Source organism: Kineosporia corallincola, assembly GCF_018499875.1.
GTDB classification, from domain to species: domain Bacteria; phylum Actinomycetota; class Actinomycetes; order Actinomycetales; family Kineosporiaceae; genus Kineosporia; species Kineosporia corallincola.
Genome location: NZ_JAHBAY010000013.1, coordinates 235,211 through 260,567 on the forward strand (window position 1 = coordinate 235,211; position 25,357 = coordinate 260,567).

27 protein-coding genes and 3 tRNA genes are annotated in these 25,357 nt (G+C 69.6%); 12 read left to right on the forward strand and 18 right to left on the reverse strand.

Annotated features, from left to right (window positions below; genetic code table 11):
• Window positions 1-21 precede the first annotated feature (21 nt).
• The 3 genes from KIH74_RS27795 to KIH74_RS27805 form a co-directional block, all read right to left on the reverse strand.
• Window positions 22-576, reverse strand: coding sequence for a GNAT family N-acetyltransferase (locus KIH74_RS27795; protein ID WP_214159315.1), 555 nt, complete (start codon window positions 574-576; stop codon window positions 22-24).
• On the reverse strand, window positions 573-791 hold the full coding sequence (locus KIH74_RS27800) for a hypothetical protein (RefSeq protein WP_214159316.1): 219 nt from the start codon (window positions 789-791) through the stop codon (window positions 573-575). Before KIH74_RS27800 ends, KIH74_RS27795 begins: the two co-directional genes overlap by 4 nt.
• Before the next feature lie 157 nt (window positions 792-948).
• On the reverse strand, window positions 949-1,989 hold the full coding sequence (locus tag KIH74_RS27805) for a TerC/Alx family metal homeostasis membrane protein (protein WP_214159317.1): 1,041 nt from the start codon (window positions 1,987-1,989) through the stop codon (window positions 949-951).
• Between the two features lie 531 nt (window positions 1,990-2,520).
• Here KIH74_RS27805 and mftM point away from each other — a divergent pair.
• Complete coding sequence (gene mftM / locus KIH74_RS27810; RefSeq protein ID WP_214159318.1) at window positions 2,521-3,423, forward strand: mycofactocin oligosaccharide methyltransferase MftM; 903 nt, start codon at window positions 2,521-2,523, stop codon at window positions 3,421-3,423.
• Between the two features lie 44 nt (window positions 3,424-3,467).
• On the opposite strand, the gene KIH74_RS38945 is transcribed toward mftM, so the two are convergent.
• Entirely contained in the window at window positions 3,468-4,898 is a 1,431-nt protein-coding gene (locus tag KIH74_RS38945; protein ID WP_372492138.1) for a nitronate monooxygenase, read from the reverse strand.
• Window positions 4,899-5,228: 330 nt separating this feature from the next.
• Complete coding sequence (locus tag KIH74_RS27820; protein ID WP_246573190.1) at window positions 5,229-5,915, reverse strand: MadR family response regulator transcription factor; 687 nt, start codon at window positions 5,913-5,915, stop codon at window positions 5,229-5,231.
• A 668-nt stretch (window positions 5,916-6,583) separates the two neighbouring features.
• Between KIH74_RS27820 and KIH74_RS27825 the strand changes: the two genes are divergently transcribed.
• Window positions 6,584-7,162 (forward strand): SMI1/KNR4 family protein, encoded by a 579-nt coding sequence (locus tag KIH74_RS27825; RefSeq protein ID WP_214159320.1) that lies wholly within the window; start codon window positions 6,584-6,586, stop codon window positions 7,160-7,162.
• A 21-nt stretch (window positions 7,163-7,183) separates the two neighbouring features.
• Here the strand turns inward: KIH74_RS27825 and KIH74_RS38950 are convergent, their stop codons facing one another.
• Together KIH74_RS38950 and KIH74_RS38075 are read right to left on the reverse strand one after the other, a co-directional pair.
• Entirely contained in the window at window positions 7,184-8,782 is a 1,599-nt protein-coding gene (locus KIH74_RS38950; RefSeq protein ID WP_214159321.1) for a phytoene desaturase family protein, read from the reverse strand.
• A gap of 512 nt (window positions 8,783-9,294) precedes the next feature.
• Window positions 9,295-10,362 carry a LysR family transcriptional regulator gene (locus KIH74_RS38075; RefSeq protein WP_214159322.1) on the reverse strand — a complete coding sequence of 356 codons (1,068 nt, stop codon included), beginning with the start codon at window positions 10,360-10,362 and terminating at the stop codon, window positions 9,295-9,297.
• A 516-nt stretch (window positions 10,363-10,878) separates the two neighbouring features.
• Here KIH74_RS38075 and KIH74_RS27840 point away from each other — a divergent pair.
• Window positions 10,879-11,586, forward strand: a complete 708-nt coding sequence (locus tag KIH74_RS27840) for an aspartate/glutamate racemase family protein (protein ID WP_214159323.1) — start codon at window positions 10,879-10,881, stop codon at window positions 11,584-11,586.
• Window positions 11,587-11,671: 85 nt separating this feature from the next.
• Here KIH74_RS27840 and KIH74_RS27845 read toward each other — a convergent pair whose 3' ends face one another.
• Both KIH74_RS27845 and KIH74_RS27850 read right to left on the reverse strand, forming a co-directional pair.
• Window positions 11,672-12,460, reverse strand: coding sequence for a hypothetical protein (locus KIH74_RS27845; RefSeq protein ID WP_214159324.1), 789 nt, complete (start codon window positions 12,458-12,460; stop codon window positions 11,672-11,674).
• A 262-nt stretch (window positions 12,461-12,722) separates the two neighbouring features.
• On the reverse strand, window positions 12,723-12,914 hold the full coding sequence (locus KIH74_RS27850; protein WP_214159325.1) for a hypothetical protein: 192 nt from the start codon (window positions 12,912-12,914) through the stop codon (window positions 12,723-12,725).
• Between the two features lie 121 nt (window positions 12,915-13,035).
• Between KIH74_RS27850 and KIH74_RS27855 the strand changes: the two genes are divergently transcribed.
• Complete coding sequence (locus KIH74_RS27855) at window positions 13,036-13,503, forward strand: GNAT family N-acetyltransferase (RefSeq protein ID WP_214159326.1); 468 nt, start codon at window positions 13,036-13,038, stop codon at window positions 13,501-13,503.
• A gap of 9 nt (window positions 13,504-13,512) precedes the next feature.
• Here the strand turns inward: KIH74_RS27855 and KIH74_RS27860 are convergent, their stop codons facing one another.
• The 4 genes from KIH74_RS27860 to KIH74_RS27875 all read right to left on the reverse strand — a co-directional run bounded on the left by KIH74_RS27860 (window position 13,513) and on the right by KIH74_RS27875 (window position 17,208).
• A complete protein-coding gene (locus KIH74_RS27860; protein WP_214159327.1) occupies window positions 13,513-15,258 on the reverse strand; it encodes a GAF domain-containing sensor histidine kinase in 1,746 nt (581 codons plus the stop codon).
• A 42-nt stretch (window positions 15,259-15,300) separates the two neighbouring features.
• The gene (locus KIH74_RS27865) at window positions 15,301-15,774 is read right to left on the reverse strand and encodes a pyridoxamine 5'-phosphate oxidase family protein (protein ID WP_214159328.1); all 474 of its coding nucleotides are present in this window, start codon (window positions 15,772-15,774) and stop codon (window positions 15,301-15,303) included.
• A gap of 200 nt (window positions 15,775-15,974) precedes the next feature.
• Entirely contained in the window at window positions 15,975-16,454 is a 480-nt protein-coding gene (locus KIH74_RS27870) for a universal stress protein (RefSeq protein WP_214159329.1), read from the reverse strand.
• Between the two features lie 136 nt (window positions 16,455-16,590).
• A complete protein-coding gene (locus KIH74_RS27875) occupies window positions 16,591-17,208 on the reverse strand; it encodes a hypothetical protein (protein ID WP_214159330.1) in 618 nt (205 codons plus the stop codon).
• Between the two features lie 356 nt (window positions 17,209-17,564).
• Here KIH74_RS27875 and KIH74_RS27880 point away from each other — a divergent pair, with 356 nt between their 5' ends.
• Window positions 17,565-17,759, forward strand: coding sequence for a DUF4926 domain-containing protein (locus KIH74_RS27880; RefSeq protein WP_214159331.1), 195 nt, complete (start codon window positions 17,565-17,567; stop codon window positions 17,757-17,759).
• A 50-nt stretch (window positions 17,760-17,809) separates the two neighbouring features.
• On the opposite strand, the gene KIH74_RS27885 is transcribed toward KIH74_RS27880, so the two are convergent.
• Entirely contained in the window at window positions 17,810-18,673 is an 864-nt protein-coding gene (locus KIH74_RS27885) for an aldo/keto reductase (RefSeq protein ID WP_214159332.1), read from the reverse strand.
• Between the two features lie 285 nt (window positions 18,674-18,958).
• On the opposite strand from KIH74_RS27885, the gene KIH74_RS27890 reads away from it, so the two are divergent.
• From KIH74_RS27890 to KIH74_RS27900, 3 genes are all read left to right on the forward strand, one after another.
• A tRNA-Glu gene (locus KIH74_RS27890) sits at window positions 18,959-19,031 on the forward strand.
• A gap of 20 nt (window positions 19,032-19,051) precedes the next feature.
• Window positions 19,052-19,125: transfer RNA gene (locus KIH74_RS27895), tRNA-Asp, on the forward strand.
• Between the two features lie 34 nt (window positions 19,126-19,159).
• A tRNA-Phe gene (locus KIH74_RS27900) sits at window positions 19,160-19,236 on the forward strand.
• A gap of 297 nt (window positions 19,237-19,533) precedes the next feature.
• On the opposite strand, the gene KIH74_RS27905 is transcribed toward KIH74_RS27900, so the two are convergent.
• A complete protein-coding gene (locus KIH74_RS27905; protein ID WP_214159333.1) occupies window positions 19,534-19,749 on the reverse strand; it encodes a hypothetical protein in 216 nt (71 codons plus the stop codon).
• Window positions 19,750-19,864: 115 nt separating this feature from the next.
• On the opposite strand from KIH74_RS27905, the gene KIH74_RS27910 reads away from it, so the two are divergent.
• Together KIH74_RS27910 and KIH74_RS27915 are read left to right on the forward strand one after the other, a co-directional pair.
• Window positions 19,865-20,512, forward strand: a complete 648-nt coding sequence (locus KIH74_RS27910) for a class I SAM-dependent methyltransferase (protein WP_214159334.1) — start codon at window positions 19,865-19,867, stop codon at window positions 20,510-20,512.
• A 52-nt stretch (window positions 20,513-20,564) separates the two neighbouring features.
• A complete protein-coding gene (locus tag KIH74_RS27915) occupies window positions 20,565-21,443 on the forward strand; it encodes a diacylglycerol/lipid kinase family protein (RefSeq protein WP_214159335.1) in 879 nt (292 codons plus the stop codon).
• An 83-nt stretch (window positions 21,444-21,526) separates the two neighbouring features.
• Here the strand turns inward: KIH74_RS27915 and KIH74_RS27920 are convergent, their stop codons facing one another.
• The 3 genes from KIH74_RS27920 to KIH74_RS27930 all read right to left on the reverse strand — a co-directional run bounded on the left by KIH74_RS27920 (window position 21,527) and on the right by KIH74_RS27930 (window position 23,224).
• The gene (locus tag KIH74_RS27920; RefSeq protein ID WP_214159336.1) at window positions 21,527-21,856 is read right to left on the reverse strand and encodes a hypothetical protein; all 330 of its coding nucleotides are present in this window, start codon (window positions 21,854-21,856) and stop codon (window positions 21,527-21,529) included.
• A gap of 106 nt (window positions 21,857-21,962) precedes the next feature.
• Window positions 21,963-22,214, reverse strand: coding sequence for a ribbon-helix-helix domain-containing protein (locus KIH74_RS27925; protein ID WP_214159337.1), 252 nt, complete (start codon window positions 22,212-22,214; stop codon window positions 21,963-21,965).
• 395 nt (window positions 22,215-22,609) lie between these two features.
• A complete protein-coding gene (locus tag KIH74_RS27930; protein ID WP_214159338.1) occupies window positions 22,610-23,224 on the reverse strand; it encodes a TetR/AcrR family transcriptional regulator in 615 nt (204 codons plus the stop codon).
• Between the two features lie 101 nt (window positions 23,225-23,325).
• Between KIH74_RS27930 and KIH74_RS27935 the strand changes: the two genes are divergently transcribed.
• Window positions 23,326-24,354 (forward strand): medium chain dehydrogenase/reductase family protein, encoded by a 1,029-nt coding sequence (locus KIH74_RS27935; RefSeq protein ID WP_372492139.1) that lies wholly within the window; start codon window positions 23,326-23,328, stop codon window positions 24,352-24,354.
• Between the two features lie 152 nt (window positions 24,355-24,506).
• Window positions 24,507-25,043, forward strand: a complete 537-nt coding sequence (locus KIH74_RS27940; protein ID WP_214159340.1) for a hypothetical protein — start codon at window positions 24,507-24,509, stop codon at window positions 25,041-25,043.
• Window positions 25,044-25,357 lie beyond the last annotated feature (314 nt).

Consider the following 25,357-nt stretch of genomic DNA (forward strand, 5'->3'; position numbering starts at 1 on the left):
GTCAGACGATAACAGAGCGGTTCACATATGCGGACGGGACGCCGGGCGGGTGGCTGCCCGGAGAGACGTGTAGCTGACCCAGGTCTCAAGATCGTCGGAGTGATCACTCTCGTACGAGAATCCGGCCTCGCCGAACAGGCGCTTGCTGGCGGTGTTTCTGCGATCGATGCGGGCCTGTACGAGAAGGCGCCCGGAGCCGGCTGCGGCGGCCGCCTCGGTCATCGCGTTCATGGAGACCTGTACCGCCTCCCTCGCCCAGCCCCAGCCCCGGCCCCGGCCTCGGTAACGGGTCGTGACGGCGATCAGTTGCAGCAGCCACTGGCCCGGGTCGGGGTAGCGGCTCCAGGCCACGACGGCGCCGATTCCGCGGTCATCGAGGCCGAGGTACATCTGGTCGCCGTGCGCCGCGCGCGGTCGGTGCCTGCGCACAGCGCTCTGGACCGTGTACTCCCAGGGGCGCGGATGTGTCTTCTTGCTCCCGTCCCAGATTTTGCTCTCGGGGTCGGTGCAGACGAACCGCGCGAGGGCGGGACGGTCGGACTTCTCGAAAGGCCGCCAATCGAGCAGATCGGTCACGCCTCAGTGTTGCGTGACTCCTTCTCGAGCCGAGCCTTCAGGCGAGCTTCCAAAGCATCCATCTCGGCCTGAGAGGACTTGCGGCCCGCGGTGTTCATGTACTCCCGCGCCAGGCGCCTACGCTCGCGGCGGGTCAGGCCGTCGTCGCCGATACGGCCGCTGAACAGGGAGAACCGAGAAAAGCGCGGGAAACCTTGAGCGTGCGTCTGGGCCATGATGTGCGCGTCCCCCCTCTCGATCCCGGTTACCGTTCGAACGGTACCCGCCATCGTCCGTGACCGTCCACTGATCATGAGTGCAGTACCAGGGCCTGAGCAGCAAGAGGCTCCCCCGGCCGAGGTGCGCCGGGGGAGCCTCCAGGAGTGTTGCCGATCAGGCGGCGCGGGTGGGTTCGTCGTCCTTGCTCGCGACCGCACCCTCGGCCAGGGCGGCGGTGCGGGCGTCGCGCCGGTTGGCCATGGTGCTGGTCACCGTGACCACGCCGAGCACACCGATGATGAAGCCCAGCGAGAGCCAGGTGGGCACCACTGGTACGGCGTGGATCGGGTCGCCGCCGTTGAGGAACGGCAGGTTGTTGTCGTGGAACGCCTCCATGATCAGCTTCACGCCGATGAATGCGAGGATGATCGACAGGCCGGTGTCCAGGTGGCGCAGGCGGTCGAGCAGGTCGCGCACCACGAAGAACAGCTGGCGCAGCCCCATCAGGGCGAAGGCGTTGGCCGTGATCACCAGGAACGGTTCCTTGGTCAGGCCGAAGATCGCCGGGATCGAGTCCAGGGCGAAGAGGACGTCGGTGATGCCGATCGCGATCATCGTGATCAGCATCGGGGTGGCGATCCAGCGGTGGTTCTGCTTGATCACCGGCCGGGCGCCGTGCCAGATCGGCGTGCTCGGGATGACCCGGCCGATCCAGCCGACCACCGACGGGGGTGCTTCCTCACCGGCGTCGCTGTCTTCGTCGTGCCCGGAACGCAGCAGGTTCCAGGCGGTGTAGAGGAGGAAGGCGGCGAAGATGAAGAAGACCCAGGAGAACTGGTGGATGGCCGCGGCACCGAGGGCGATCAGGCCGGCCCGCAGCACCAGGGCGATCATGATGCCGATGGTCAGCACCCGTAGTTGCAGGTATTCGGGCACCGAGAACCTGGTCATCAGCACCAGGAAGACGAAGAGGTTGTCGGCGCTCAGGCTGTATTCGGTGAGCCAGCCGGCGATGAACTGACCGCCGTAACTCGCCCCGAAGTCGATGAAGATCGCCACGCCGAAGGCGAGGGCGACGGCGACGTAGAACAGCACCCACCGCACCGCGTGCTGGATGGAGATGTGTGTCTGACCGCGGTTGAGAACCAGGTCGACGGTCGTGATCCCGAGGACCAGGACGATGGTGGCGATCCACCAGGTCGCGCTGACGTGCATTCCAGGGCCTCCGGCTTCTTCCCATGCGAAAGAACCGGAGGTCTCCTCCGCCCGGCAGACGTCGGCGCATCCGAGGGATGTGCCGGATCTGATTGATCCGAGCCGATGACGCCGGGCACGACCGGGCTGCGTTGACCGGTCTGGTGTCGAGATGCCGTGTTGACGACGTCACCGTTCTAGGGAGTACTCCCCTCCACTGTCGCTCAGTCTGCTCCGCCCCTAGGGGCAGCGTCCACTTCCGGTGAAGAATGACACAAGCGGTAGGGGGAACTTTACAAACCGTGAATCCGCGTGTGTCATACCAGCCAGTTCAACACCATTTGGCCGGATCTCGATTCCAGAGGGCCGACGGGGACGGCGAAACGGCCGGTCGAGTGCAGCGTCCCTGGCCGCAGACGCAGGTGGGGCCGGGTGTGGGTGACCGGAAGGGGCGCCGGCCTTGAGTTCTCCCGAGTGGCTGCCGAGGCGATCTGGTGGCACGGGACCAGGCGGGTCGGGAGCGGACGTCGTCCACCATTCTGGAGCACTGCGATGAGCGAAACCCTGCGGACGGTCTCCGGTCCGCCGCCGATCGACCCGTTCGCCCCGGCTCCTGGCGGGTGTTACACGGACGGCGTGGTCACCGTGGCGCGCCGGGATTCCCTGCGTGGCCTCGACGCTGAACAATGGACGACGACGGGCTCTTTCGCGATCGGCCGGGCGTCCGGGCATCTGGCCGTGCTGCACGCGCTGCCCGATGCCTCGATCGACCGCGACGTCCTGACCGGCCTGCTGCGTCGCGAGCTGGGGCCAGGGTGGATCCATGGCGCGGACGGTTTCGAGCGGATCCTCACCGGCGTGGTGCTGAGCTGCCGGCCCGACCCGATGGAAGCCTGGGAGTTGTTCTACCGCAACACCTTACGTGGCCTGGGTGAGCCCGGTACGGACGGGCTGGCGGCGGTCTACCGGCACGCCGAGGAACTGCTGGCCGGTTCGGTCTCGGCCTCGCTGCTCGACCTGGGCAGCTCTTTCGGCTTCTTCCCGTTGCGGGTGCGCTCGGGCTCGCTCGGCCGACCGGTCCAGGTGCTGGCCTCCGACCTGCTGCCGGGAGCCGGCGCGCGGCTCGGCCGGGTCTCGGCCCGGCTGGGGCTGAGCCTGCCGGTGCTGTGCTGCGACGCCGGTGCGGTGCCGCTGCCGGACCGCAGCGTGGACACCGTGACCCTGCTGCACCTGCTGGAGCACCTCGACGAGGCGCACGGCGACCGGGTGCTGGCCGAGGCGCTACGGCTGGCGCGGCGGCAGGTGATCGTGGCGGTGCCGCCGGAGGCCGGGCCCGTACGCACCCTGGGCCTGGCCGGGCTGCGGGAGGCCGGGGCGCGCGCCTGCCCGCCCGGCGGGCGCTTCCGGGTGCACGAGCACGCCGGTGGATGGCTGGTGTTCAGCACCTCGCCGTGATCATGCGCGAGTGGTCCCGCGCATGATCACGGCAGTGGCGAGGTTCAGCGGGCGGCGAGGGCCAGGTCCTGGCGCGGGGCCTGCTCCAGCGCCGGGCCGCCGAGCAGGTAGTCCAGGGCCTGGCGGGCGTTCCAGCCGTTCGGGTGGCGGCGCAGCAGCTCCTTGGCGGCGGTGAGGTCGGAGCCCAGGGTGAGCAGGGCGTCCTCCTCGATGCCGGCCCGCACCTGGGGCATGCCGACGGTCGCCATCAGGCCGTTGCACAGGCACTTACGGCCGACGGTGTTCTCCAGCTCGCCGCCCTTGCGCACGTAGTCGTCCTCCGGCTCGGAGGGGCAGCGGTAGCCGAGCTTGCCCGGGCTGCGCTCGAACGGGGTGCGCAGGTAGGCCAGGTCGCAGATTCGGCCGCGGGCCGCATAGGTCTCGTCGCCGCCGATCGTGCCATCCATCGGGACGACCTTGAACGGGAAGCCGGTGGGGGAGGCGAGGGCGTCGGTCTTCACCTGGAGCCGGTCCTCGGCGAGCGCGTCGAGCAGCTTCTGCCGGTTCTCCGGGGTGGTGCCGGAGTCGCTGCTGAGGGCGAAGATCGTGCCGACCTGCACGCCCACGGCGCCCATCGCCCGGGCCTCGGCCACGTGCTCGGGGGTGGCGTAGGCGCCGGCCACCCAGAACGGCAGGCCGTACTTGGCGATCTTGGCCAGGTCGGCCTCGTCGCGGGTGCCGTACACCGGCTCGCCCTCGTCGGTGATCGTCATCCGGCCGCGCGGCGGGGTGTTGTGGCCACCGGCCACGTGCCCCTCGACGACGAAGCCGTCGGGCGTGGTGATCGTTTCTTTGGTCAGGTAGGCCGCGAGCGGGTGCGACGAGATGATGGCCAGCATCTTCGGGCGCTTCAGCGGCGGCAGGGTGCCCCGGGGCACGACCAGGTCGGGGTCGAGCGAGGTGGCGTAGGTCTGGGTGGCGCCGTCGACGTGGATCTCCATGTCGGACTGCTCGTGCCGGGCCAGCTGGTCGAGCAGACGCGGGATCTTGGACGGGATGCCCGCCCCGACCAGCACGTAGTCGACGCCGGCCAGCATCGCGCCGTAGAGACCGGGAACGATGGCGAGCTGGATCTTCTCCAGCATGTTGATGCCGACGACCCCGTCGTGCCCCTCCTTGGCCAGCCAGACCTCGGCGAAGGCACTGAGGATCTGGAGCTCACGGCTGCGGGCGACCGGGCTGATGGTCAGGTTCGGCACCGGCACGTAGGCCTGGTCCCGCTCGCGGCCGCCGGGCCGGAAGAACTTCTCCAGCGCGCGCTCTGCCACTTCCTGCACCGGGAAGGCCGCGAAGGCGCGGCGGATGTGGCCACCCGGGTCGCCGTCCTGGAGACGGCGGGCCACCACGGTGTCGAGGGCGACGCCGGACACCACACCGAGCTGACCGGCCTGGGACACCTGCTTGGCCAGGACCCAGTTGGAGACGGCTGCGCCCATGCCGCCCTGGATGACGGTGGGGAGCTTTTCGTCGGTCGCCGGGCTCGGGGTCTGCGCCACGTCGGTTCCGGGCAATGACTGTCCAGTCTGCACGGTGGGGCCTTCCTGCCGGGATGTCGGCAACCTACGTTTTCGTAAGTTACGCCTTCGGAAGCGTAACCTACGCGGACGGAGGTTGTCTGGCTAGGCCACAGTGCCGGTGCAGTCGGCGAACGGCCGCCGCACCGGTCGCGTATGCCCTGCTCAACGGCCCTCCGGAGAGTTCGGTGCCCGACCCGGGCGAGGGAAAGCTCACCCCGAATTCATGGGGCACAAGCCTTTTCAAGATCATCACAGGTATCCGAGCTTGCTGGCGGTGTACACCGCCTCGGCCCGGCGGGACACGTCGAGCTTGCGCATCAGATTGCTGACGTGGAACTTCACCGTGGTCTCCGAGATGTACAACCGGCTGCCGATCGCCCGGTTGGAGTAGCCCTGGGCCAGTAGTCGCAGCACCTCCGTCTCGCGCTCGGTCAGCCGTGGGCGGGCCGGGTCGGCACCCGGGCTGAGGCTGCGCACCATGGCGGCGGTGCTGCGGGCGTCCAGGGCGCTGTCGCCCCGCCCGACCGCCCGGATCGCCCGCACCAGCTCGGCGGTGTCCACGTCTTTCAGCAGGTAACCCCGTGCGCCGTGCTGGATCGCTGACAGCACCAGCCGGTCGTCCAGCAGCGTGGTCAGCACCAGTACTCCCAGACCGGGGAACCGGGCGGTCAGCGCCGCGCAGACGGCCAGGCCCTCGGTGTCCGAGGTGGCCGACAGCTTCAGATCCAGAAGGACGACGTCGGGCCGCGACCGCTCGACCACGGCCCGCACCCCGGCCGCGGACGACGCCTCACCCACCACGCGCAGGTCGTGCTCCCGCTCCAGCACCGCCCGCAGACCCTGCCGGACCACGGCATGGTCGTCGACCAGCACGATCCGGATCTCGCTGGTGCTGCTCGCGCTGGGTGTCGTCATCGGCACCGGCGTGGTGGTCATCGCGCATCCTCCTGATGGTTGACCGGATCCATGGGCCCGGATCCATGGGATCGCCCGGTGCGGGCACCCTCGCCCACGTCCGGACCGGGCTGCGCCGGAACTCCCGGCGGTACGGGTGTCTTCGCCTGTGGACGCCTGTGGACGCCTGTGGACGCCTGTGGGTGTCGGTGAGCGTCGGCGGGGTGTCGGTGGGGGTCGGTGAGGAGCCGGGGACGACGGGGGCGTCGGTGAGAGGGCGAGCTCGGGTCGCCCGGGTGCTCGATCGCGGCGCGCCACACGGCCGGGGTGGTGCACCGCGACCTGGAACCGGCCAACGTGCCGGGAACGGCGTGTGCGGGGTGGCTGTGCCGGTGCCCGTGCCGGGGGCTGTGCCGGTGGCCTGCGGATCCGGTGCCGGGCCGGCGTCGTCCATCGTTGTCGTCGTTGTGCCGGGCGGGCCGGACGGGGCCGTGAATCCCGGCCCGGTGTGCGGGGCGGCGTGCCACCTGACCGCTCGTGGTGAGCTCGGCACGCGCGGCCCCCTGCGACGGTCGTCCTCGGCCCTCGTTCCCAGTGACGGTAGGCCGGTGCGCGCCTCACGTAAAGAGGCCACCGCAGAGCGTCACCAGAGGGTCGCCTCTTACCCGATTGGCTAGGAGATGAAACCTCTGTGCCTAGTCTTTCCTGTTATGACGGTTGAACGGTCCTGGGCGACGATCATGGACTGGTGCCGGGTGAACGCCCCGGTGTCGGCGGGCCTGGTGCGCCCACCGGCTGGTGAGGCGGCGTTGCGGGCGGCCCAGCAGGTCATGCCGCGACCCTGGCCGGACGACCTCAGACGCTGGTACCAACTGCACGACGGGGTGGACGAGCTGCCGTTCCTGCTGCCCGGTTACGCCCCTCTGTCGCTGGAGCAGATCGTCGGGGACTGGCGTACCTACCAGGGGCTCTACGCCGAGGCCGACCACGACTGGGTGGTCGACGCCTACGAGGCCCAGGACGCCGGCACGCCGTCCGGCGGTTTCCTGCCCTCGTTCGTGCCGTTCGCCGGCGACGGGGCCGGATGGGGTCTGTACGTGGACACCCGGCCCGGTCCGCACCACGGGTGCGTGACCGAGTTCCAGAAGGACGACGACGGCCGGCCCGGGCTGCGCTGGCCGTCGATCGAGCGGATGCTGCGCGACGTGGCCGACAGCCTGCTGCACGGCCGGTCGATCGTGCGGGACCGGCCCCGGGTCACCAACGGAGAACTGGACTGGGGCCTGTGACCCGGCTCCGGGTCTGATGGCTCAGCCCCGGTAGAGCACCTTCATCGCACCCTTGCGGGCCGCCTTCACCGGCCGGCCCAGCCGGCCCTCCGCGGCCAGGGCCGAGCGGGCCGCGATCCACCCGCAGGCGCCGTGCACGCCGCCGCCCGGGTGCGTGGCCGCGCTGGCCAGATAGAGGCCGTCGATCACGGTCTCCGGCCGGCCCAGCCCGGTGGCCGGGCGGAACACCAACTGCTGGTGCAGCTGGGCGGTGCCACCGTTGATCGCCCCGTGGTGCAGGTTGCCGTCCGCGGCCTCCAGATCGCCCGGATGCTGCACGGTGCGGTGCCGCACCCGCTCGCGGAAGCTGGGGGCCATCCGCTCCAGGGTCTCGTCGAGCCGGTCGGCGACCTTCCCGGCATGCGCGTCGTCGTGTCGGTCGCGCGGCAGATGGGTGTAGGCCCAGACACTTTCGGTGCCTTCCGGCGAGCGGGCCGGATCGGCCGTGGTCATCTGCCCGAGCAGGGCGAACACCTCGTCCGGCGCGCGGTTCGCGGCCAGGTCGGACGACCAGCGCGAGAGCCCGGACAGGTCGGTGCCGAAGTGCACGGTGCCCGCTGTGCGGGCCGCCTGGGCCCGCCACGGGATGCCGCCGTCCACCAGCCAGTTCACCTTCACCGTGGGCAGGTCCCACTCGAAGCGGCCGAGGTCGGCGCGCAGCCGGGCCGGCAGGTGCTCCGGCCCGACCAGGTCGTTGAACAGGCGCGGTGCGTCGACGTCCGCCAGCACCACCCGGCGCACCCCGACCTCTCGCCCGGTCGCGGTGCGCACGGCCGTCGCCCGGCCGCCGCGCACCACCACGTCGGTCACGTTCTCACCGGTGTCGATGCGGGCCCCGGCCGCCTGGGCCCGCCGGGCCATCGCCTGCGACAGCATCCCGGCCCCGCCCTGCGGCACCGGGAAACCGACGTCCTGCGCCAGCATCACCAGCAGCCAGCCGAACAGGCCGCTGCCCGGCGCCTCCATCGGCACGTCCGCGTGCATCGCGTTGCCCGACACCAGCAGCCGGCCGTGCTCGCCGCCGAACCACTCCTGGGTCAGCCGGATCACCGGGGCGGCCGCGATCCGGGCCAGGTCGAGGGTGTCGTGCGCACCCGCTCGCCACAGCAGCTTCGCGCCCGAACGAACCGGCGGGAACGGGGTGAACAACGCCTCCAGCAGCGGGTCGCGCAGCCGTTGCCACTGCTCGAACAGCTTCAGCCAGGAGTCGCCGTCACCGGCGTGGTCGCGATCCAGCGCGGCTGCGGTGTCGGCGGGGTCACGGTGGACGACGGCGCAGTCGTCCTCGTCCGGCGTGGCCACGTGGGCGATCACGCTGGGCGCCTGCACCCAGGTCAGGCCGTGCTTCTCCAGCTCCAGCCGCCTGATCACCGGCGACGCCGCGGCCAGCGGGTAGAAGGCGCTGAACAGGTCGGACGTGACGTCGGGGCTCTCCGGCCAGAGCGAGCCGGACCGCACGGCGCCACCCACCTCGTCCTGCGCCTCCAGCACCAGCACGTCCCAGCCGGCGTCGGCCAGGGCCGCGGCGCCGACCAGCCCGTTCGGCCCGGCACCGATCACCACGGCGTCAACGGTCTCCACGGGGCGGCTCCCTCATCATGCGCGGCTGCTGGTGCTGGTCCGGTCTCATACCAGCAGGCCGCCCGGCCGGGCGCGAGCCGGGCCGACCCCTCGTCGTCCGCTCGTCGTCCCCTTACCGGCCCGGGGACGAACCGGCCCGGAACCGGCCGGACGGGTGCGGACGGGCGCCCGGTTGTGACCGATCGTCGACTACGTCTTGCAGTCAGGCGTATCCGCAGGGAAAGCTTGGGGGACCCAAAGACGGGTGAAGTGGAGGAACGATGGCTTGCCAGACCAGCGCCGCGCTCAGACGCACCGTTCCGACCGCCGGCCGCGACGCACTGAGACGCCGCCCCGCCCGCACCTGAAGCCTTGCACCGGAACAGATCCCGCGGGAGTCGCCGGATCGGCCCGGACACCGAGATCGGCCAGAATCCACCGGCATCATCCGCCGTCCCGTGGGAAACAGGCTGGCAGCCAGGTCGCCGCCCGCCTGTCACCCGCACGACGATCCGGGTCTGCGCCCGTTCCGCTCAGGCACCCACCGGCCGGGCCGCCAGTCGCAGTTGCTCCAGCACCGCCTCCACGGCGGGCACGCCGTGGCTGCTCGGCGCCAGCACGGCCGACACCGTACGTGCCGGGTAGTCTTCCAGGGGAAGCACTTTCACGGCCGGATTGAGGCTTGCCGCCAGTGCCATGCCGGGCAGGGTAGCTACCGCGATCCCGGCCGCCACCAGGGCCTGCACCACCACGTAGTCGTCAGTGCTGTGCCGGATGTCGGGCGTGAAACCGGCTTTCACCGCCTCCCGCACGAGATGCTTGCGGCACGAGACACATCCGGCGATCCAGCGCTGCCCGGCCAGGTCGGTCAGGGTGACCGACTCCCGCCCGGCCAGGGCGTGCCCCGGCCCCAGCACGGCCCGCAGCGGGTCGCGCAGCAGCTTCACGGCCTCCAGCGGGCCGCGCTCGAAATCCTCACCCGGGTAGTCGAACACGATCGCCAGGTCGCACTGACCCTCGGCCAGCAGCACCAGTGCCTCGGGCGGCTCGACCTGGGTCAGGCGCACGTCCAGGCCCGGGTGCTCGGAGCTCAGGTTCATCAGGGCGGTCGAGACCAGGGTGGCGCTCGCGGACGGGAACGCCGCGATCCGCACCCGTCCGGTGCGGCGGCGGGCCAGGTCGGCCAGGGCCTCGCCCGCCGCCTCCAGCCGGGCGTCGATGGCGTCGGCGTGGCGCAGCAGCAGCTGGCCCGGATCGGTGAGCGCGATGCCGCGCCCGACCCGGGTGATCAGGGCCAGGCCGAGATCCTTCTCCAGCTTGCGGATGTGCTGGCTGACCGCGGGCTGGGTCCAGCCCAGGGTGCGGGCGGCCGCGGCCATCGAGCCGGAGTGCGCCACCTCGCGGAACACCAGCAGGCGTCGTGGGTCCAGCCGGGCGGTGGCCGTTCCCTCGGCCAGCACCGGGCGGTCGGGGACGTCGGTGGCGGCTTCGCCGGTCCCCTCGCCCTCGTCGGGGTCGTGGGGTTCGAGCGGCTCGGCGATCCCGTCGGCCGGCGCCGCGGTTCTGGTGGCAGCAGTTCTGGCTGTCGTGCCCTCGGTCACCGTGCCTCCCGTCTCTACCGTTGCGGCGCCCTCTCCGGTCTTTCCGGTCACCTTGCTGTTACCTGACTGCCCGTGTGTTCCCGTTTCGGTCCGGTGCTGCGGTGCATCGCCGACCTGGCCCGCCGACCTGACCGCCCCCGGCCCGGTGCCCGACCTCGGCACTCGGCCTGCGCCCGTCGCGCCGGCCCCGAGAACGGTCTCCTCCGGTCCCTCGACGGCCGGGATCGTCCTGGTCAGCCGCTGGGTGGGGCGTTCGGACGCCGGATGCGCGACAGCGTGGCGCGGAGCCCGGCCACCGGCCCAGGCCGTGCCCGCCTCCGGGTCCGGCACGGCGTGGATGTGGGCTGCGGGCTTCTCGTCGTCCCCAATTGCTGCCATGGGACCCATTGAGCCACACCTCCGACAGAAGACAAAGCTGAGCTTGGGGAATCCTCCGACCAAGTCGTTCTTGCGGCACCTTCAAAGGTTGCGGAACTGTGAAAGCGGTCAAGGACGGCGCGCTTGAAGGAGACGGACATGCTGACGATCGGTTTGCTCGGTGGGATGAGCTGGCAGTCGACGGTGGAGTACTACCGGATCGCGAACGAGATGGTGGCCCAGCGGCTCGGCGGTCTGCACTCGGCCAAGCTCGTGATGACGTCCGTCGACTTCGCCGAGATCGGCAAGCTCCAGCGGGCCGGCCGGTGGGACGAGGCCGGCCGGGTGCTCGCCCGGGAGGCCAAGGGGCTGGAGGCGGCCGGCGCCGACATGGTGCTGATCTGCACGAACACCATGCACAAGGTGGCCGACGCGGTTGCCGGTGCGATCAGCGTGCCGCTGCTGCACCTGGCCGACACCACCGCCGGTGCGGTGCGTGGCGCGGGCGTGCGCAAGGTCGCCCTGCTCGGCACCGCGTTCACCATGGAGCAGGACTTCTACAAGGAGCGTCTGGCCACCCAGGGCCTGGAGGTGCTCGTGCCGTCGGCCGAGGACCGCGCCGTGGTGCACCGGGTGATCTTCGAGGAGCTGTGCGTCGGCATCATCAAGGAGGAGTCGCGCCAGGCCTACCGCGACATCATCGCCGGTCTGGTGGCCCAGGGAGCCGAGGGCGTGATCCTCGGCTGCACCGAGATCGAACTGCTGATTTCCCAGGCGGACAGCGCGGTTCCGGTGTTCCCGACCACGCGCCTGCACATCGAGGCCGCGGTGGAGAAGGCCCTCGTGCCGGAGCCGGCCCTGGTCTGACCGAGCTGATCGGTGACCGGCGCGAACGGAGCCGGAGGTCCGCCCCCGTGGCGGACCTCCGGCTCCGTCGTTCGGGAGGGGCGGATCAGCTGACGGTGACGTGCACCGGGGTGCTGGCCGAGGCCCCGCTGTGCAGGTCCCCCTTGAAATGCGCCCGGTAGTCACCGGTCTCGGTGGCCGTGGCGAAGGTGCTGTCGTCGAAACCGTGCGTGGACACCTTGCTCCAGGTCTTGCCGCCGTCGCTGCTGAACTGGAGGTCGAGGAAGCCCGCGCCGCGGAACGTGTCCCACGTGCGGGTGTCCCAGTTGGCCCGCTCGGCCGCGGCCGAGAACTTGATCGAGGCGCCCTTGGTCACCGTGGTGGTGGGGGTGCTGAAGATGCCGACCCGGGTCTGCCGCAGCTGCGTGATGGTGCCGGACCAGCCGAAGGTGGGCTCGTCGGTGAGCTTGTCGTCGCCGTCGGCATCGACGAAGCCCGAGATGCTGACCGGCATCGGGATGCCCGCCAGGTCGTTCTTCGGTGAGAAGGCCGGCATGTAGACCTTGCCCTCGTCGCTGTGGTTGAACTTGGGCGAGTCACCCTGGAAGGTGGTGAACATCGAGTAGGGGTTGGTCTCGATCCGGGTGACGCCCTCCGGCCAGGCGATGGAGCCGTGCCACTCCACCTGGCTGCCGGCCGGGCAGTCGGTCTTGAGGGTGACCACGGTCTCGATGTCGGCCTTCACGCCGCGTGAGATCACGCTGGGCGTGATGCCGGTGGCGGCGCACTCGGCATCGGCGGCCTGGGCCGTGCCGGAGGTCACGAACGAGGCGGCGAGCAGTGCGCCGGCGGCCGCCATCAGGGCCGTGGTGCGGCCAATGTGGCTCTTCTTCATGGCGATTCAGCTCACCTCAGATCGGGGAAAAGGGGTACTCACAGAACCCCCACAGGAAGCATGAAAGCCGAAGATCATCGGGTTCGCAGCGGTTTGAGTAACAAATAACTGGATTCGAGCGATCGGATATCGGGCCGGCTTCTAGCTGTGACCGGCCGAACACGCTTTCTGCTGGCCGGTCTTCGGAAACCGGGCGGCAAACGAAAGAACCGGGGGTGCGCCCGTGCGGCGAACCTCCGGTCTGGGGACGGAGCGGGAAGAGTCAGTCGTCAAGGCGGCCCACCCTGCGGCGGGCCCGGCGCCGGCTGTTCTCGGCGCGGCGGTTGCGGCGTGCGCCGTCACCGTTCGCGGCGGCGGCGATCCGGCTCAGCAGCAGCCGGTGCTGGATCTCCTCGGGTGTCATCGCCCGGCCGGCGACGAGTTGCCCGTCGGTCCAGGTCTTCGTGAGTCTCATGCCGCCACGGTCGGGCCTGGAGGGGCCGGTTGTCATCCGGTTTTCCGGCCGGTCGTACGTGACCGGGGTCATCGGGCCGCCGCCGGTGCGCAGCGGCCCGGCATGCCTAGGATCGGATGACATGAGCGGACCGGAAGTACGACCGGCCGAGACCGGTGATCTGCCTGCCCTGGTCGGGCTCCGCGCCGAGATGTTCAAGGCCATGGGGGTGCCGGAGACCGAGCCGCAGTGGCGTGCCCAGGCCGCGCTCTGGCTGGGCGAGCGGATCGATCACCCGGATCACCACCTGGTCGTGGTGGAGCACGAGGGCCGGGTGGTGTCGTGCGCCCTGGGCTCGCTCACCGAGTCGGCGCCCACTCCGGCCCGGGCCTGGGGTTGGGACCTGCACGTCAGCAACGTCTGCACGCACCCCGACCACCGGGGGCGTGGCTTCGGCCGCATCGCCCTGCGGGCCGTGCTCGACTGGGGCCGCTCCCAGCCCGGCCCCGTGCGGGCCAAGCTGTTCGCCACCGCGTTCGGCCGGGCGATGTACGAGAAGGCCGGCTTCGCCGAGGTCACCTGGCCGGCGATGCGTGCGGACCTGAGCTGAGCGTCGTCCTCAGTTGACCGGAACCTGCCAGACCACAACGGTTCCGGACGCACCGTCGTCGCGGGCGCTCAGTCCGCACGAACCCCCGTGGCGCTCCGCGCGGGTGCGCATCGTGGTGGTGCCGGTCCCGGTCTTCGCGTCCGTGGCCACCCCGCTGCCGTCGTCCTCGACCTCCAGCGTGACCTGACCCGCGTCCACGCTCAGGCGCACCTCCACATGGGTCGCGTGGGCGTGGCGGGCGGCGTTCGACAGCGCCTCGCGCAGCACCGCCAGCAGATCGGCGTACACCGCGGCGGGCACCAGCGTGTCCACCGGCCCGCGGAAGGTCAGCACCGGCTCGAACCCCAGGGCCGAGGTGGCCTCGGTGACCACGCCCAGCGCCTCGGAGCGCAGGCTGGTCGACTCGTCCTCCTGCTGCTGGAGGCTGAAGATCGAGGTACGGATGGCATGGATCGTGGTGTCCAGGTCGTCGATCAGGCCGGACAGCTTGCTCGACTGCGCGGCGTTGTCGATGTTCATGCCGATGCTCTGGAGCCCCAGCCCGACCGCGAAGATCCGCTGGATGACCAGGTCGTGCAAATCCCGGGCGATCCGGTCCCGGTCTTCGAGCACCGCCAGGCGCTGCCGGTCGGCGGCCTGCCGGCTGAACTGCACGGCCAGGGCGGCGTGCCCGGCGAACGACTCGACCATGTGCATGTCGGCCTCGGAGTAGGGCTCCGCCCGCGGGGGACGCACGATCGCCAGGGCGCCGATCACCACGTTGCCGACCACCAGCGGCACCAGCACCGACGGGCCGCCGAACCGCTCGGAGATGCCCGGGCCGTCCACGATGCCCTCGGTCAGGAACGCCTGGCGTTCCGAAAGCCGTTTCTGGTCGAGCTGATACGTGGTGCCGAGCAGGACGGCGGTGTTCTCGCCGTGCGCCGCGCGGATGCTCAGCGAACCGTCGGCGTCGTTCAGCAGCAGGAAGCTGGCCCCGCCGCCGGCCACCGTGGAGGCACGCTCCACGACGAGCCGCATGGTCTCCTCGGTCTCGGCGCCGGCCAGCAGCGACTTGGTCACGTCGCCGGCCGCGGTCAGCCAGGCCTCACGACGACGGGTGACGTCGAACAGGCGGGAGTTCTCGATCGCGATGCCGGCGGCCGCGGCCAGGGCCACGATCAGCTGCTCGTCGCGCTCGGTAAAGGTTCCGCCGTCGCGCTTCTCGGTCAGGTAGAGGTTGCCGAACACCTCGCCACGCACCCGCAGCGGCACCCCGAGGAAACTGCCCATCGGCGGGTGGTGCGCCGGAAAACCGGTCGAGGCCGGGTGATCGCCCAGGTTGTCGAGACGCAGCGGCACCGGCAGGTCGATGAGGACGCCGAGGATGCCCCTGCCCCGAGGAGGGTCGCCGATCTTGGCCCGCTGGTGGCCGGGGATGCCGACGGTGATGAAGTCGACCAGGTCGACACCGTCGGGGCCGAGCAGGCCCAGGGCCGCGTACTTGGCCTCGGCCAGGTCGGCCGCGAGCTGGGTGATGCGGCGCAGGGTGTCGGGCAGGCTGAGGTCGCTGGCCACCGCGATCACCGCGTCGAGCAGCCGGTGCAGCTGCTGCTCGGTGTCGATGATCTCCTGGGAGCGCCCGATCAGCTCCTGGAGCAGCCGCTCCAGGCCCAATTTGGGCAGGGGAGGGGGCTGACCTGCGCTCCAGTACTGGTGCGCCTCGCTCGCCGCCTGGTTGTGCCCGTAGCGTTCTTTGTCGCTGTCATCGTTCACCGAAGCTGGATCCTTGCCGCCGCCGTCGAGTGCCCGGCGAAATCATTTCACGGCTGGCTCGAGGTATCGCCCGGTGACCCTCTCCAGCGCCACTGCCAGAGTGCGGTCGTGCCGGCCGGGCATCCACGACTGGGGCCTGCGCACCTGACGGCCCGCCACCTCGTCGCCCTCGCGCAGCTCGAACGAGCGGCCGACGACGGTGACGCTCCAGCCGGTGTGGTTGGACTCGTCGATCTTGTCCACATGGAAGGCCACCACGGTGTTACGGGCGGCGCGCTCGATCATCGAGCCGTCGGCGAACGGGATCAGCAGGACGTCGTCGGCGACGGTGACGTTCACCGGCAGCACGTCGGGCATGGCCTGGTAGGTGAAGACGAGCTGACCGATCTGGGCCGTGGACAGCAGGTCCAGGCACTCGGAACGGTCCAGAACGCGCACGGAGATCTCCGGAAGCCCGTTGACGTCGCCGGTCGCCAGGGGCAGGGCGACGTCGGGCTGCTGCTCGATGCTGGTCACAGGGCGGTCGGACCTTCCGGGTTCCGTCGGACATGCGGATCTATCGAGTCTGCGTGAGGGGGTCAGGGTGCTGGCAGGGCCGAAAGTCCTCATGGTGCTACTCCGTTCAGGTCGTGCTCCGGATGTCGTCGCACACGACCGAGGCCAGGAAGGGATCTCCTGGCCTCGGGTGGGTAGAGCTACAGCGTGTTTCCGTGGATTCAACCCGCGATGAGGGCCTCCTTCCGCGTGTCCTTCCGAGTGGTTCCGGGGAGGTTCTTGTCGCCGTGGACGACGAGGACGGGGCATTCGGCGTACTCGGCGACCCTGGCGCTGACCGATCCGAGCAGGACGCCTGCCATCCCTCCGTGGCCCCGGCTTCCGACCACCACCATGGTGGCGAAGCGGGCCTCGTCGGTCAGGACCTTGGCGGCGTTGCCCTCGCGGACGACCTCTTCGATCTCGACCGGCGGGCGGCCCTCGAACGATTCGGCGACGGTCTCGGTGAGCAGACGGTGGGCGTCACGCGGCGGGTCCCAGTCGGTGGGCCAGGTGGCCCAGCCGTAGGTGGTGGGGAATTCCCAGACGGTGACGGCGCGGACGGCGGCCCCGGTGGTGACGGCCAGGTCGGCCGCCCAGCGCAGGGCCTGCCGGGACTGGAGCGATCCGTCAACCCCTACGACGATGCGGTTGGTGGTCATGGCCGGATCTCCTTCCAGATGCTGGTGCTCGGAGGATGTTTCGGGGATTCCCGGCCGGGCCTCCCGGTGCGGAGGGGGTGGGGGCCCGGCGGTTCGGTGTTCCGGTGTTTCGCTGGAGCTCAGTGCCTACTGCTGGTCAGTGCATCCACTTCTGGTCCTTGACCACCGGGAGCTTCTCCCAGATCTGGCCCAGGCCCCAGGTCTTGCCGGCGGAGACGGCGACCAGGGCGAAGAGCACCAGGGCGTAGATCACGTGGTAGTCGATGAGCGGGTTGGTGCTGCCGGTGGGTTCGCCCGCACCGGTGGTCTGCGCCAGCGGCCACTCGGCCAGCCACATCATCGCCATGATGATCGAACCGCTGATCGCGGAGATCTTCATCGCCACTCCGGCGATCACTGCCACACCGACCGCGAACATGCCCAGCATGAACAGGATGTCCACGACGGTAACGCCGGCCATGTTGTTGAAGAGGGAGGCGAAGGGGCCCTGGTCGATCGAGCCGAGGAATCCCTTGGTCGGGGAATTGCCCTCGATCCAGGCCTTTTCGCTCGCGGTGGAGTAGTGAAGACCGAAGGTCTTGTCGATGGCCGCCCAGAGGAAGATGAATCCGGTCACCACCCGCAGCACGGCGAAGAGCTTGGCCGCGGTGCCGCTGACGGTGGTGGGGGCGGTTTCGGGGGCGGCGGGGGTACTGGTGTCCTGGCCGCTTGCCGACGACGAGCCCTCGACGGGGGCCGCGCTTTCGATCGACATGACCGGTTCCTCTCTGACTTCTTTCATCTTCTGTTGACGACTTCAGTCTCGTCCCGGGGGTGCGGAGAGGTACCGGCCAAAAGCACGGCGTCATCTCGTCAAAGGTCCCGCCGAAGGTCCTGGTGCGATCAGGGCTAATTCCTGCCCGTCCGGCGGTGTCCTGGTCAGCCCCTCGCTGCGTGGGGCAAGGGACTCTGACCTGGTCTTTCTTGGTTACTGAAGAGTTGACACGAGAGGGTTGCCGGCGAGTAGCGTCAGCGGTGTTCGACGGCCGCTGTGAGGGGCGTCAAAGGACTCATGGTCGTCGTCGTGAACCGAAAGACCGAAGCAGATCGCTAGCCGGGTGAGGTGCCCTCGTGCTGCACAACTTTGACCTCGTGTCGCTGGCCGTGACGTTGCCGGGCAATGATCTCTACCCGGGGGCGCTGGGAACGGTCGTCGAGGTGATCCGCGAGCCGAATCTCGTTTACGGGGTGGAATTCGGCAGTTCGGACGGTGGTGTGGCGACTCTGGTGAGACTCGACCCGGAACAGGTGCGCAAGCACTCCTGAAAGCCGGCGGCAGGGGCCCTGGGCTGTGGCCCCTGCCGTCTTTTTCCTTGTCAGAAGGCGGTATTCAGCTTCTTCAGCTCGTCGTCGGTGAGCCTGAGGTCCGCCGCCCGGGCGGAGTCGGCCGCGGTCTGCGGCCGCGACGAGCCCGGGATCGGGATCACCACCGGCGAGGTCTGGAGCATCCAGGCCAGACAGACCTGCTGCGGGCTGACCCCGTGGGCGTCGGCGACCTCCTGGAACGGTGTGTGCCCCGAGCCCAGCCCGCTCGCCCGCGAGATGCCGCCCAGAGGGCTCCAGGGCAGGAACGCGATCCCGAGCTCGGTGCACAGGTCGAGCTCGGGCCGGGAGGACAGGTAGGCCGGCGAGTACTGGTTCTGCACGCTGACCAGCCGCCCGCCGAGCACCTGCTGGGCCTCGCGGATCTGGGCCGGGTTCGCGTTGGAGATGCCGGCCATCCGGATCTTGCCCTCGTCGAGCAGCTCGCCGAGCGTGCCCACCGAGTCCGCGTACGGCACGCCGTGCGGGTCGGGCCGGTGCAGCTGGTAGAGCCCGATCGCCTCCACGCCCAGGCGCTTCAGCGAGCCCTCCACGGCCTCGCGGAGGTGGGCCGGGCTGGAGTCGATGGTCCAGGAGCCGTCACCGGGGCGCAGGTGACCGCCCTTGGTGGCGACCAGGACGTCCGCCGAGCCGCCGTAGCCGGCCAGGGCCTCGGCGATCAGCGATTCGTTGTGGCCGACCTCGTCGGCGTGCAGGTGGTAGGCGTCCGCCGTGTCGATCAGGGTGACGCCGGCGTCCAGGGACGCGTGGACGGTGGCGATCGACCGGTCCCGGTCGGGCCGGCCCTCGATGGACATCGGCATACCGCCCAGCCCGATGGCCGAGACCTGGACGTCGCCGATGGTGCGCTGCTGCATGGAGTCGCATCCTTTCGTCACGTGGTGTGCCGATCCTCTCCCCGCGGATGGTGGGCCGCGCGTTTTGGTGTGGCTCCGGTCGCTTCGTGGCTTGTGCATGGACGCCCGGAGCCCCCGGGCCGGTCGTGTCACCGATCGGGGTGGTTGGTATCTGTGCAGGTCAGGAGCCGATCGGCGGCGTCCGTAGGGGGATGTGGGTAAGTCGCTTTGGAGAACCGGGTGGGTATCCCCTAAGCTTCTGCATGTCCGCAACGGAGACTTGAAAAGTCCGTAGTGAGTCCAGAGGCCCCCATCGTCTAGTGGCCTAGGACGCCGCCCTTTCAAGGCGGTAGCACGGGTTCGAATCCCGTTGGGGGTACGGTATAAATACCGATGCAAGGCCCTGTAGCGCAGTTGGTTAGCGCGCCGCCCTGTCAAGGCGGAGGTCGCGGGTTCAAGTCCCGTCAGGGTCGCAACGCCTGAGTCAGCAAGTACGATTCAGGTTCCGGCCAGGTAGCTCAGTTGGTACGAGCGTCCGACTGAAAATCGGAAGGTCGACGGTTCGACCCCGTCCCTGGCCACCATCAAGAAGTGCTGCGCCGTTGGTCAGAAGGCTTTTTCGGGAATCTCCCGAGATCGGCTTCTGACCGGCGGCGCACTTCGTTTGCCGCTGTTTACCGATGCTTGTTGCACGCGGAGTGCACGGCCTGGCGGGGCTGTTGGGCGCCTGTCTGTCTCCGGAAGGTGACGACGCGCGAGCGGCACTCAGCCGGGCTGGCCACGTCCTTCCGTCACGACCGTGAGCCTGTCACGACGGAAGATCAGCGGCGCCGTGCCGGGCCGTCGGGAGAGGACGCCGTTCTCCGTGGCCGGCCCGGCAGTCAGCTGGCCATGACGCCCTGTTCCGGCCAGGTGCCCTCGTCGCGGTGGTGACGAAAGATCCACGCCAGCACGCGCCTCTCCAGCACGCCGAGGTCGTCCGGGATCGTCGGAACCTGCTTGTCGATGGTCAGCCGCGTGCGCATCTGATCGCGGGAGGGGCCGCAGACGTAGGTGACGTGGGTCCCGGTTTCCGTCGTCCTCTGGTAGTAGGCCATGAAAGCCACGGTGCGCACCTCTCGCTGAAGACTGTTCCGCGCCGGGAGGTTCCAGCGCCCGGACCGGATTCCCGGCTCCACCCTAGGCCCGGGCGGACGGGTAGTCTCCGGCGGCATGTCTGACGCCTCCGGCTTTCTCCGGGACACCGCCGATGCCTACGACGCGATGGTGACCGGCTACGTCGAGATGATCGACGGGCTGATGGACCGGCACCCTCTCGACCGGGCGATGCTGGGGGTTCTCGCCGAGCTGGTGCGGGGTGCCGGTGGCGGCCCGGTCGCCGACATCGGTTGTGGCCCGGGCGAGAACACCGATCTGCTGAGCAGGCTCGGACTCGACGCGTTCGGCATCGACCTGTCGCCGGGCATGATCGACCACGCCCGGCGCACCTATCCCGGTCTGCGCTTCGAGGTCGGCTCGATGCTCGGCCTAGACCTGCCCGACGCCTCGCTGGCCGGGGTGCTCGCCTGGTACTCGATCATCCATGTGCCCTGGGAGCGGCGGGCCGAGGTGTTCGCCGAGTTCCACCGGGTGCTGGCCCCGGGCGGGCACCTGCTGCTCGGCTTCCAGGTCGGCAGCGACAGCCGGCACCGGGACGAGGCCTTCGGCCGGCCGATCAACCTGGACTGGCGCCGGCAGCAGCCGGACGAGGTGATCGCCCTGCTGAGGCAGGCCGGGTTCCGGCTCTGGTCGAGCACGGTGCGCGAGAGTGACGGCCAGGAACCCACGGCACAGGGATTCGTTCTGGCGGTCCGGTCGTAGGACGTGTGGTGGCCGGGGTGCCGTCCTCGCTCGCTGGCCCCATGATCGGTCCATGCCCTTCGAGCGCATCGTCCTGATCTTCAACCCGAACAGCACCGGTGACGCCCAGGGGAAGGCCGCGGCGCTGCGGCAGGCGGTGCACGACGCCCACCCGGGGCTTCCGGTGGAACTGCGGCCCACCGAGTACGCCGGGCACGCCACCCTCCTCGCCCGTGAGGCCGCCGCCGAGGGACGTCCGGTGATCGTCTCGGTGAGCGGCGACGGCGGCTACAACGAGGTGGTCAACGGCATCATGGAAGCGGGGAACCCGGACGCGGTGGCCGCCGTGCATGCCGCGGGCAACGCGAACGACCACCACCGGGTCACCGCGCCCCGACCGCTCCCGCAGGCACTGCACGCCGACGAGGTCACTCGCATGGATCTGCTGCGCCTGACCGTGCGGGGGCCGGGCGGCGACCTCATCCGCTACGCGCACTCGTACATCGGCATCGGCCTGACCCCGGTGGTCGCGGTCGAGCTGGAGAAGGGCAGCAAGGGTTCGCTGCGCGAGATCGTCACGGTGGTGCGGTCGTTCGGCCGCTTCCGGCCGCTGCGCATCGAGCTCTCCGACGGCCACCGGATCGCGATCGACAGCCTGGTGTTCTCGAACATCCCGCAGATGGCCAAGGTGCTGAAGCTCAGTGCCAACGGCGACCCGGCGGACGGGCTGTTCGAGGTCACCCTGACCCCGCACGAACCGCGCTGGAAGGTGGTCACCAAGGCGGCCCGCGCCGCTACCACCGGTCTCGGCGATCAGCCGGCCGTGACCGAGTACGGCTTCACCGCGGTGAAGGCGGCGCCTCTACAGATCGACGGCGAGGTGCTGGACGTGGAGGCCGGCGACCGGGTGCACGTCGAGATCGTCCCCGGCGCCCTGGCCACCCTGCGGTAAGCCGCCTGAGGGCAGGCCGTCCCAGCCGGAGCCGGACGCCGAGGACCGGGCAGACCCGGCTCGAGCCGGGTCTGCCGCGGGTTCTACCGGGGGTCCCCGCCGGGCGGGCCCCCCTGGGTGCGGTTCAGCACCGCACGGGCCAAACCGTAGGCGCCGGTGGACATGGCGATGACGATGCCGCTCAGGGGAATGGCATCGGCCCCGACCAGGGCGATCCCGGCCACCGCGACCGCCAGCAGAAGCAGCTGGAACAGGTGCGTCCGGGTGATCACCCACTTGCCGATCGGATAGACCACCGGCCTCGCCAGACCTGCCTCAGGAGTGAGGTCTTCGTGGATCTCCTGTTCCGGTGAAGATGGGCCGCCCGCGTCGGCCTCGTGCCCTCCTGCGTGCAGAGGGGAGTGGTTCGTCATGGTGATGACGATCCTTTCAACTCGAATAGTCAGGAACGGAGTGCCTCGCCCAGCCGGAATGCCACGGGGATAGTCATTCCGGCTGGGCGAGGGCCTTGCTCGGTTCTCAGGTCAAAAAGACGACCTCGTGGACCACACCGTCTTCCTCGATGAGGACCCTGGCGCCACGTCTCTGAGCATCGGACAGGAACTTCAGCGCACCGATGGCTCGTCGCATGACTTCTGTTGCTGTGCTGTCTGTTTCGGCAATCAGATCTTCCAGGGCCTCGGTGGTCTCGGTGTTCAGGTTCACGGACAGCCGAACCAGGCGTTCGTCCGTCCGTTCCGGCGATCCAGATGCCTTTCTGTCCCGCGTCACTCACCCTCCTGCGCGCAGCAGGCCAACTCGATTCCCTCCACCCGTCCCGACGGCCGGGAACTTACGAGATGTGAAATGGATGTGCAATCCGTGCACTTCAGATACGCACATGCCTGGTGAGGGTTTGGAATCGCCTGCGGTGAAAGTGTTTCGAGTGAATCAGAGTCACATTTCTGAAATCCGAATCCGTCTCGTGGTTTCCTCCCGTCCCGTCTACCTCGTGAGTACGATCTCGCACCGACAGAATTCGACGGGCGCTCTGCCCGGCTGAGTTCGGATGCCCTCCGGATCGGCGGAGCACCGTGATCTCGGGGTTTTCCCTCCCGGTGATGCGTTGGCGGATGCATTGCCGGTGCCATCCGTCGGCCGTCGGATGCCGGTGCCTACAGCAGGTTTCAACGGGCCGGGTGCTCCAGGTGAGCCAGGGCGTCGATGATCCGCCGCTCCACGTCGTCCGGCCAGGGGAACGAGTGCATGACGGCCCGCTGGTGCGCCAGGCCGTGCAGGCCCAGCCACAGGGTGACGGTGTCGGCCGTCGGGTCGGTGCTGCGGGCCTGACCGGCGGCCACGCACTCGGTCAGGCACCGGCCCAGGACGCGCATCGTGCCGTCGCCCAGGCCGTGCAGGTCGGCCTCGGTCACGGAATCCCGTTCCGGAGTGGGATTCCAGAGGCCGCCGAACATCGTGCGGTAGCGCCCGGGCCGGGTGCGGGCGAATTCGAGATAGGCGTGGCACACGGCCCGTAGCCGCTGCGCGGGATCGTCGCCGGCCGCCGCGGCGCGCAGTCGCGCGTCCAGCTCGGCGAAGGCATTCCGCAGCACGGCCAGCATGATCGCCGGTTGATCGGGGAAGTGCGGGTAGATCGACGGCGCCGCGATCCCCACCCGCCGCGCCACGGACCGCAACGTCACCGCGTGTTCGTCGCCGGTCTCGTCCAGCAGCTCCTGCGCGGCCACGACGATCTCGTCGCGCAGGCGACTGCCCTGGCCACGGCGGTTCCGGCTCCTCATGGCAATGACCTTACAAACATAAGGTTGCGCACGTTAGGCAACGCGCGTAAGTTTTTGGTCGTACCGAACACCGCGACCTTGGAGGAGTAGCCGTGACCAGCATCGAAGCCATCGAGATCGTCCTGCCGGGAAAGGTCGAGCCGGAAGGGCTGGAGCTGCGCAGCCGTACCCTGACCGCACCCGGTGCCGGTCAGGTGCTGCTGCGGATGGACGCCACCGGGGTCTCCTTCGCCGAGCAGCAGATGCGCCGCGGCAAGTACTACGACCAGCCGGCCTTTCCGTTCGTGCCCGGTTACGACGTGGTCGGCACCGTGATCGCGGTCGGTCCGGGTGTGGACGACGAATGGGTCGGGCGACGCGCGGCCGCCGTGACCAAGGTCGGGGGCTGGGCCAGCCAACTGGTGCTGGAGGCGGCCGATCTGGTGCCGGTTCCCGACGGTCTGGACCCGGCGGCGGTGGAGACGGTCGTCGTCAACGGCGTCACCGCCTGGCAGATGCTGCACCGTGTGGCCCGGGCGCGCGACGGAGCCACCGTCGTCGTCCTCGGCGCGAACGGTGGAGTGGGGTCGACGCTGGTGCAACTGGCCCGGCACGCCGGGATGACCGTGATCGGCACCGCCTCGCCGCGTCATCACCAGGCCGTGCGTGACCTCGGTGCGGTACCGGTGGACTACCGCGACCCTGCTCTGTACGAGCGCATCCGGGAGATCGCCCCCGACGGGGTGGACGCGGTCTTCGACCACGTCGGCGGCGAAGGGTTGACGCAGTCGTGGCGTCTGCTGCGGCGTGGCGGCACGCTGGTCTCGTACGGGACGGCGGCAACCAAGGACGACGAGGGCAACTCCCAGCTGCCGGTGCTCAGGTTGTTCGCCCGGCTCGCGCTGTGGAACTACCTGCCGAACGGCCGGGGCGCCCACTTCTACAACTTCTGGGCCGGCCGGCGGCTACGTCCCGCCACCTTCCGGGCCCGCCTGTCCGACGACCTCACACAGGTGCTGCGCCTCCTGTCCGACGGCGTGATCACGCCGCAGATCGCCGCGCGGTTCCCGCTCGCCGAGGCCCCCGCTGCGCTCGCTCTGGCCGAATCCCGCACGGTGGCAGGAAAAATCGTGCTGACCCCGGCCGGCTGACGGACTCGTTCGCTTTTCGTAGTCGTCCTCCCGTTGAGGCTGCTCCGCCTCTTCTCTCCACCGCCGGGACGTTGCGCGGCGCCGCTTTCTCCACCCGCTTCTCCACCCCTGGGTGCAGGTGTATCGAGCCTGGTCACAGCAGTCTTATGGACATGACGACGACTGAGTGGATCACCGACATCGCACTGCTTCTGGTGGTGTTCCGGCAGCTGCGGGAGAGCCGGCTGGACGTGATGTCCTTCCTCCTTCCGCTGGGCATCGTGGGCTTCGTGGTGCACCGGTACCTGACGACGGTGCCGACGGACGGCAACGACCTGGTGCTGGTCATGACGCTGGTGACGATCGGGGCGGCGCTCGGGATCGCGGGAGGTCTCTACACCCGGGTGCGGGCCGTGGGGGAGGACGTCCTGGTCAAGGCCGGCGCGGTGGCTGCGGTGCTGTGGGTGCTGGGTATGGGTTCGCGGATGACGTTCCAGCTGTGGAGCGAGCACGGTGGCGCCGACGAGATCGCGCGGTTCAGCGTGGCGCACGCGATCACGAGTGATCAGGCCTGGGTGGCGGCGTTCGTGCTGATGGCGCTGACCGAGGTGGTCACCCGGCTGGCCACCGTCTATCTGCGCAGCCGCCTGGTGCTGAGCGCGGTGGGGCACCGCACTGCCACGGTCGCGGAGTTCGGCTCCGCGATCTGAGGGCGGATCTCCTCAAGTGCAGCGATCCGGTGCCGAAGTTCAGATGGCTGGGCAACAACGGCGGCGACACTCGCCGGAGTGGTCAGCAGGACGGTGGAGAGCTGGTAATGTTTTCCGAGGGTTTTCGGCGGGACGCGAGAGCGGACCGCCGGACGCCGAGGGAGCACCGGACACCTGTGGTGGCCGGTCCCGGGCGATACCCACCTTCCTTCAGTGGTTACCGAGGTCGACCTCGCACGCTTTGGCATGCGCTGTCTGCGTCGTGTATTCACGCGTAGGAATTGCTCTACGTCCGAAAGAACCCGCAGAAACGC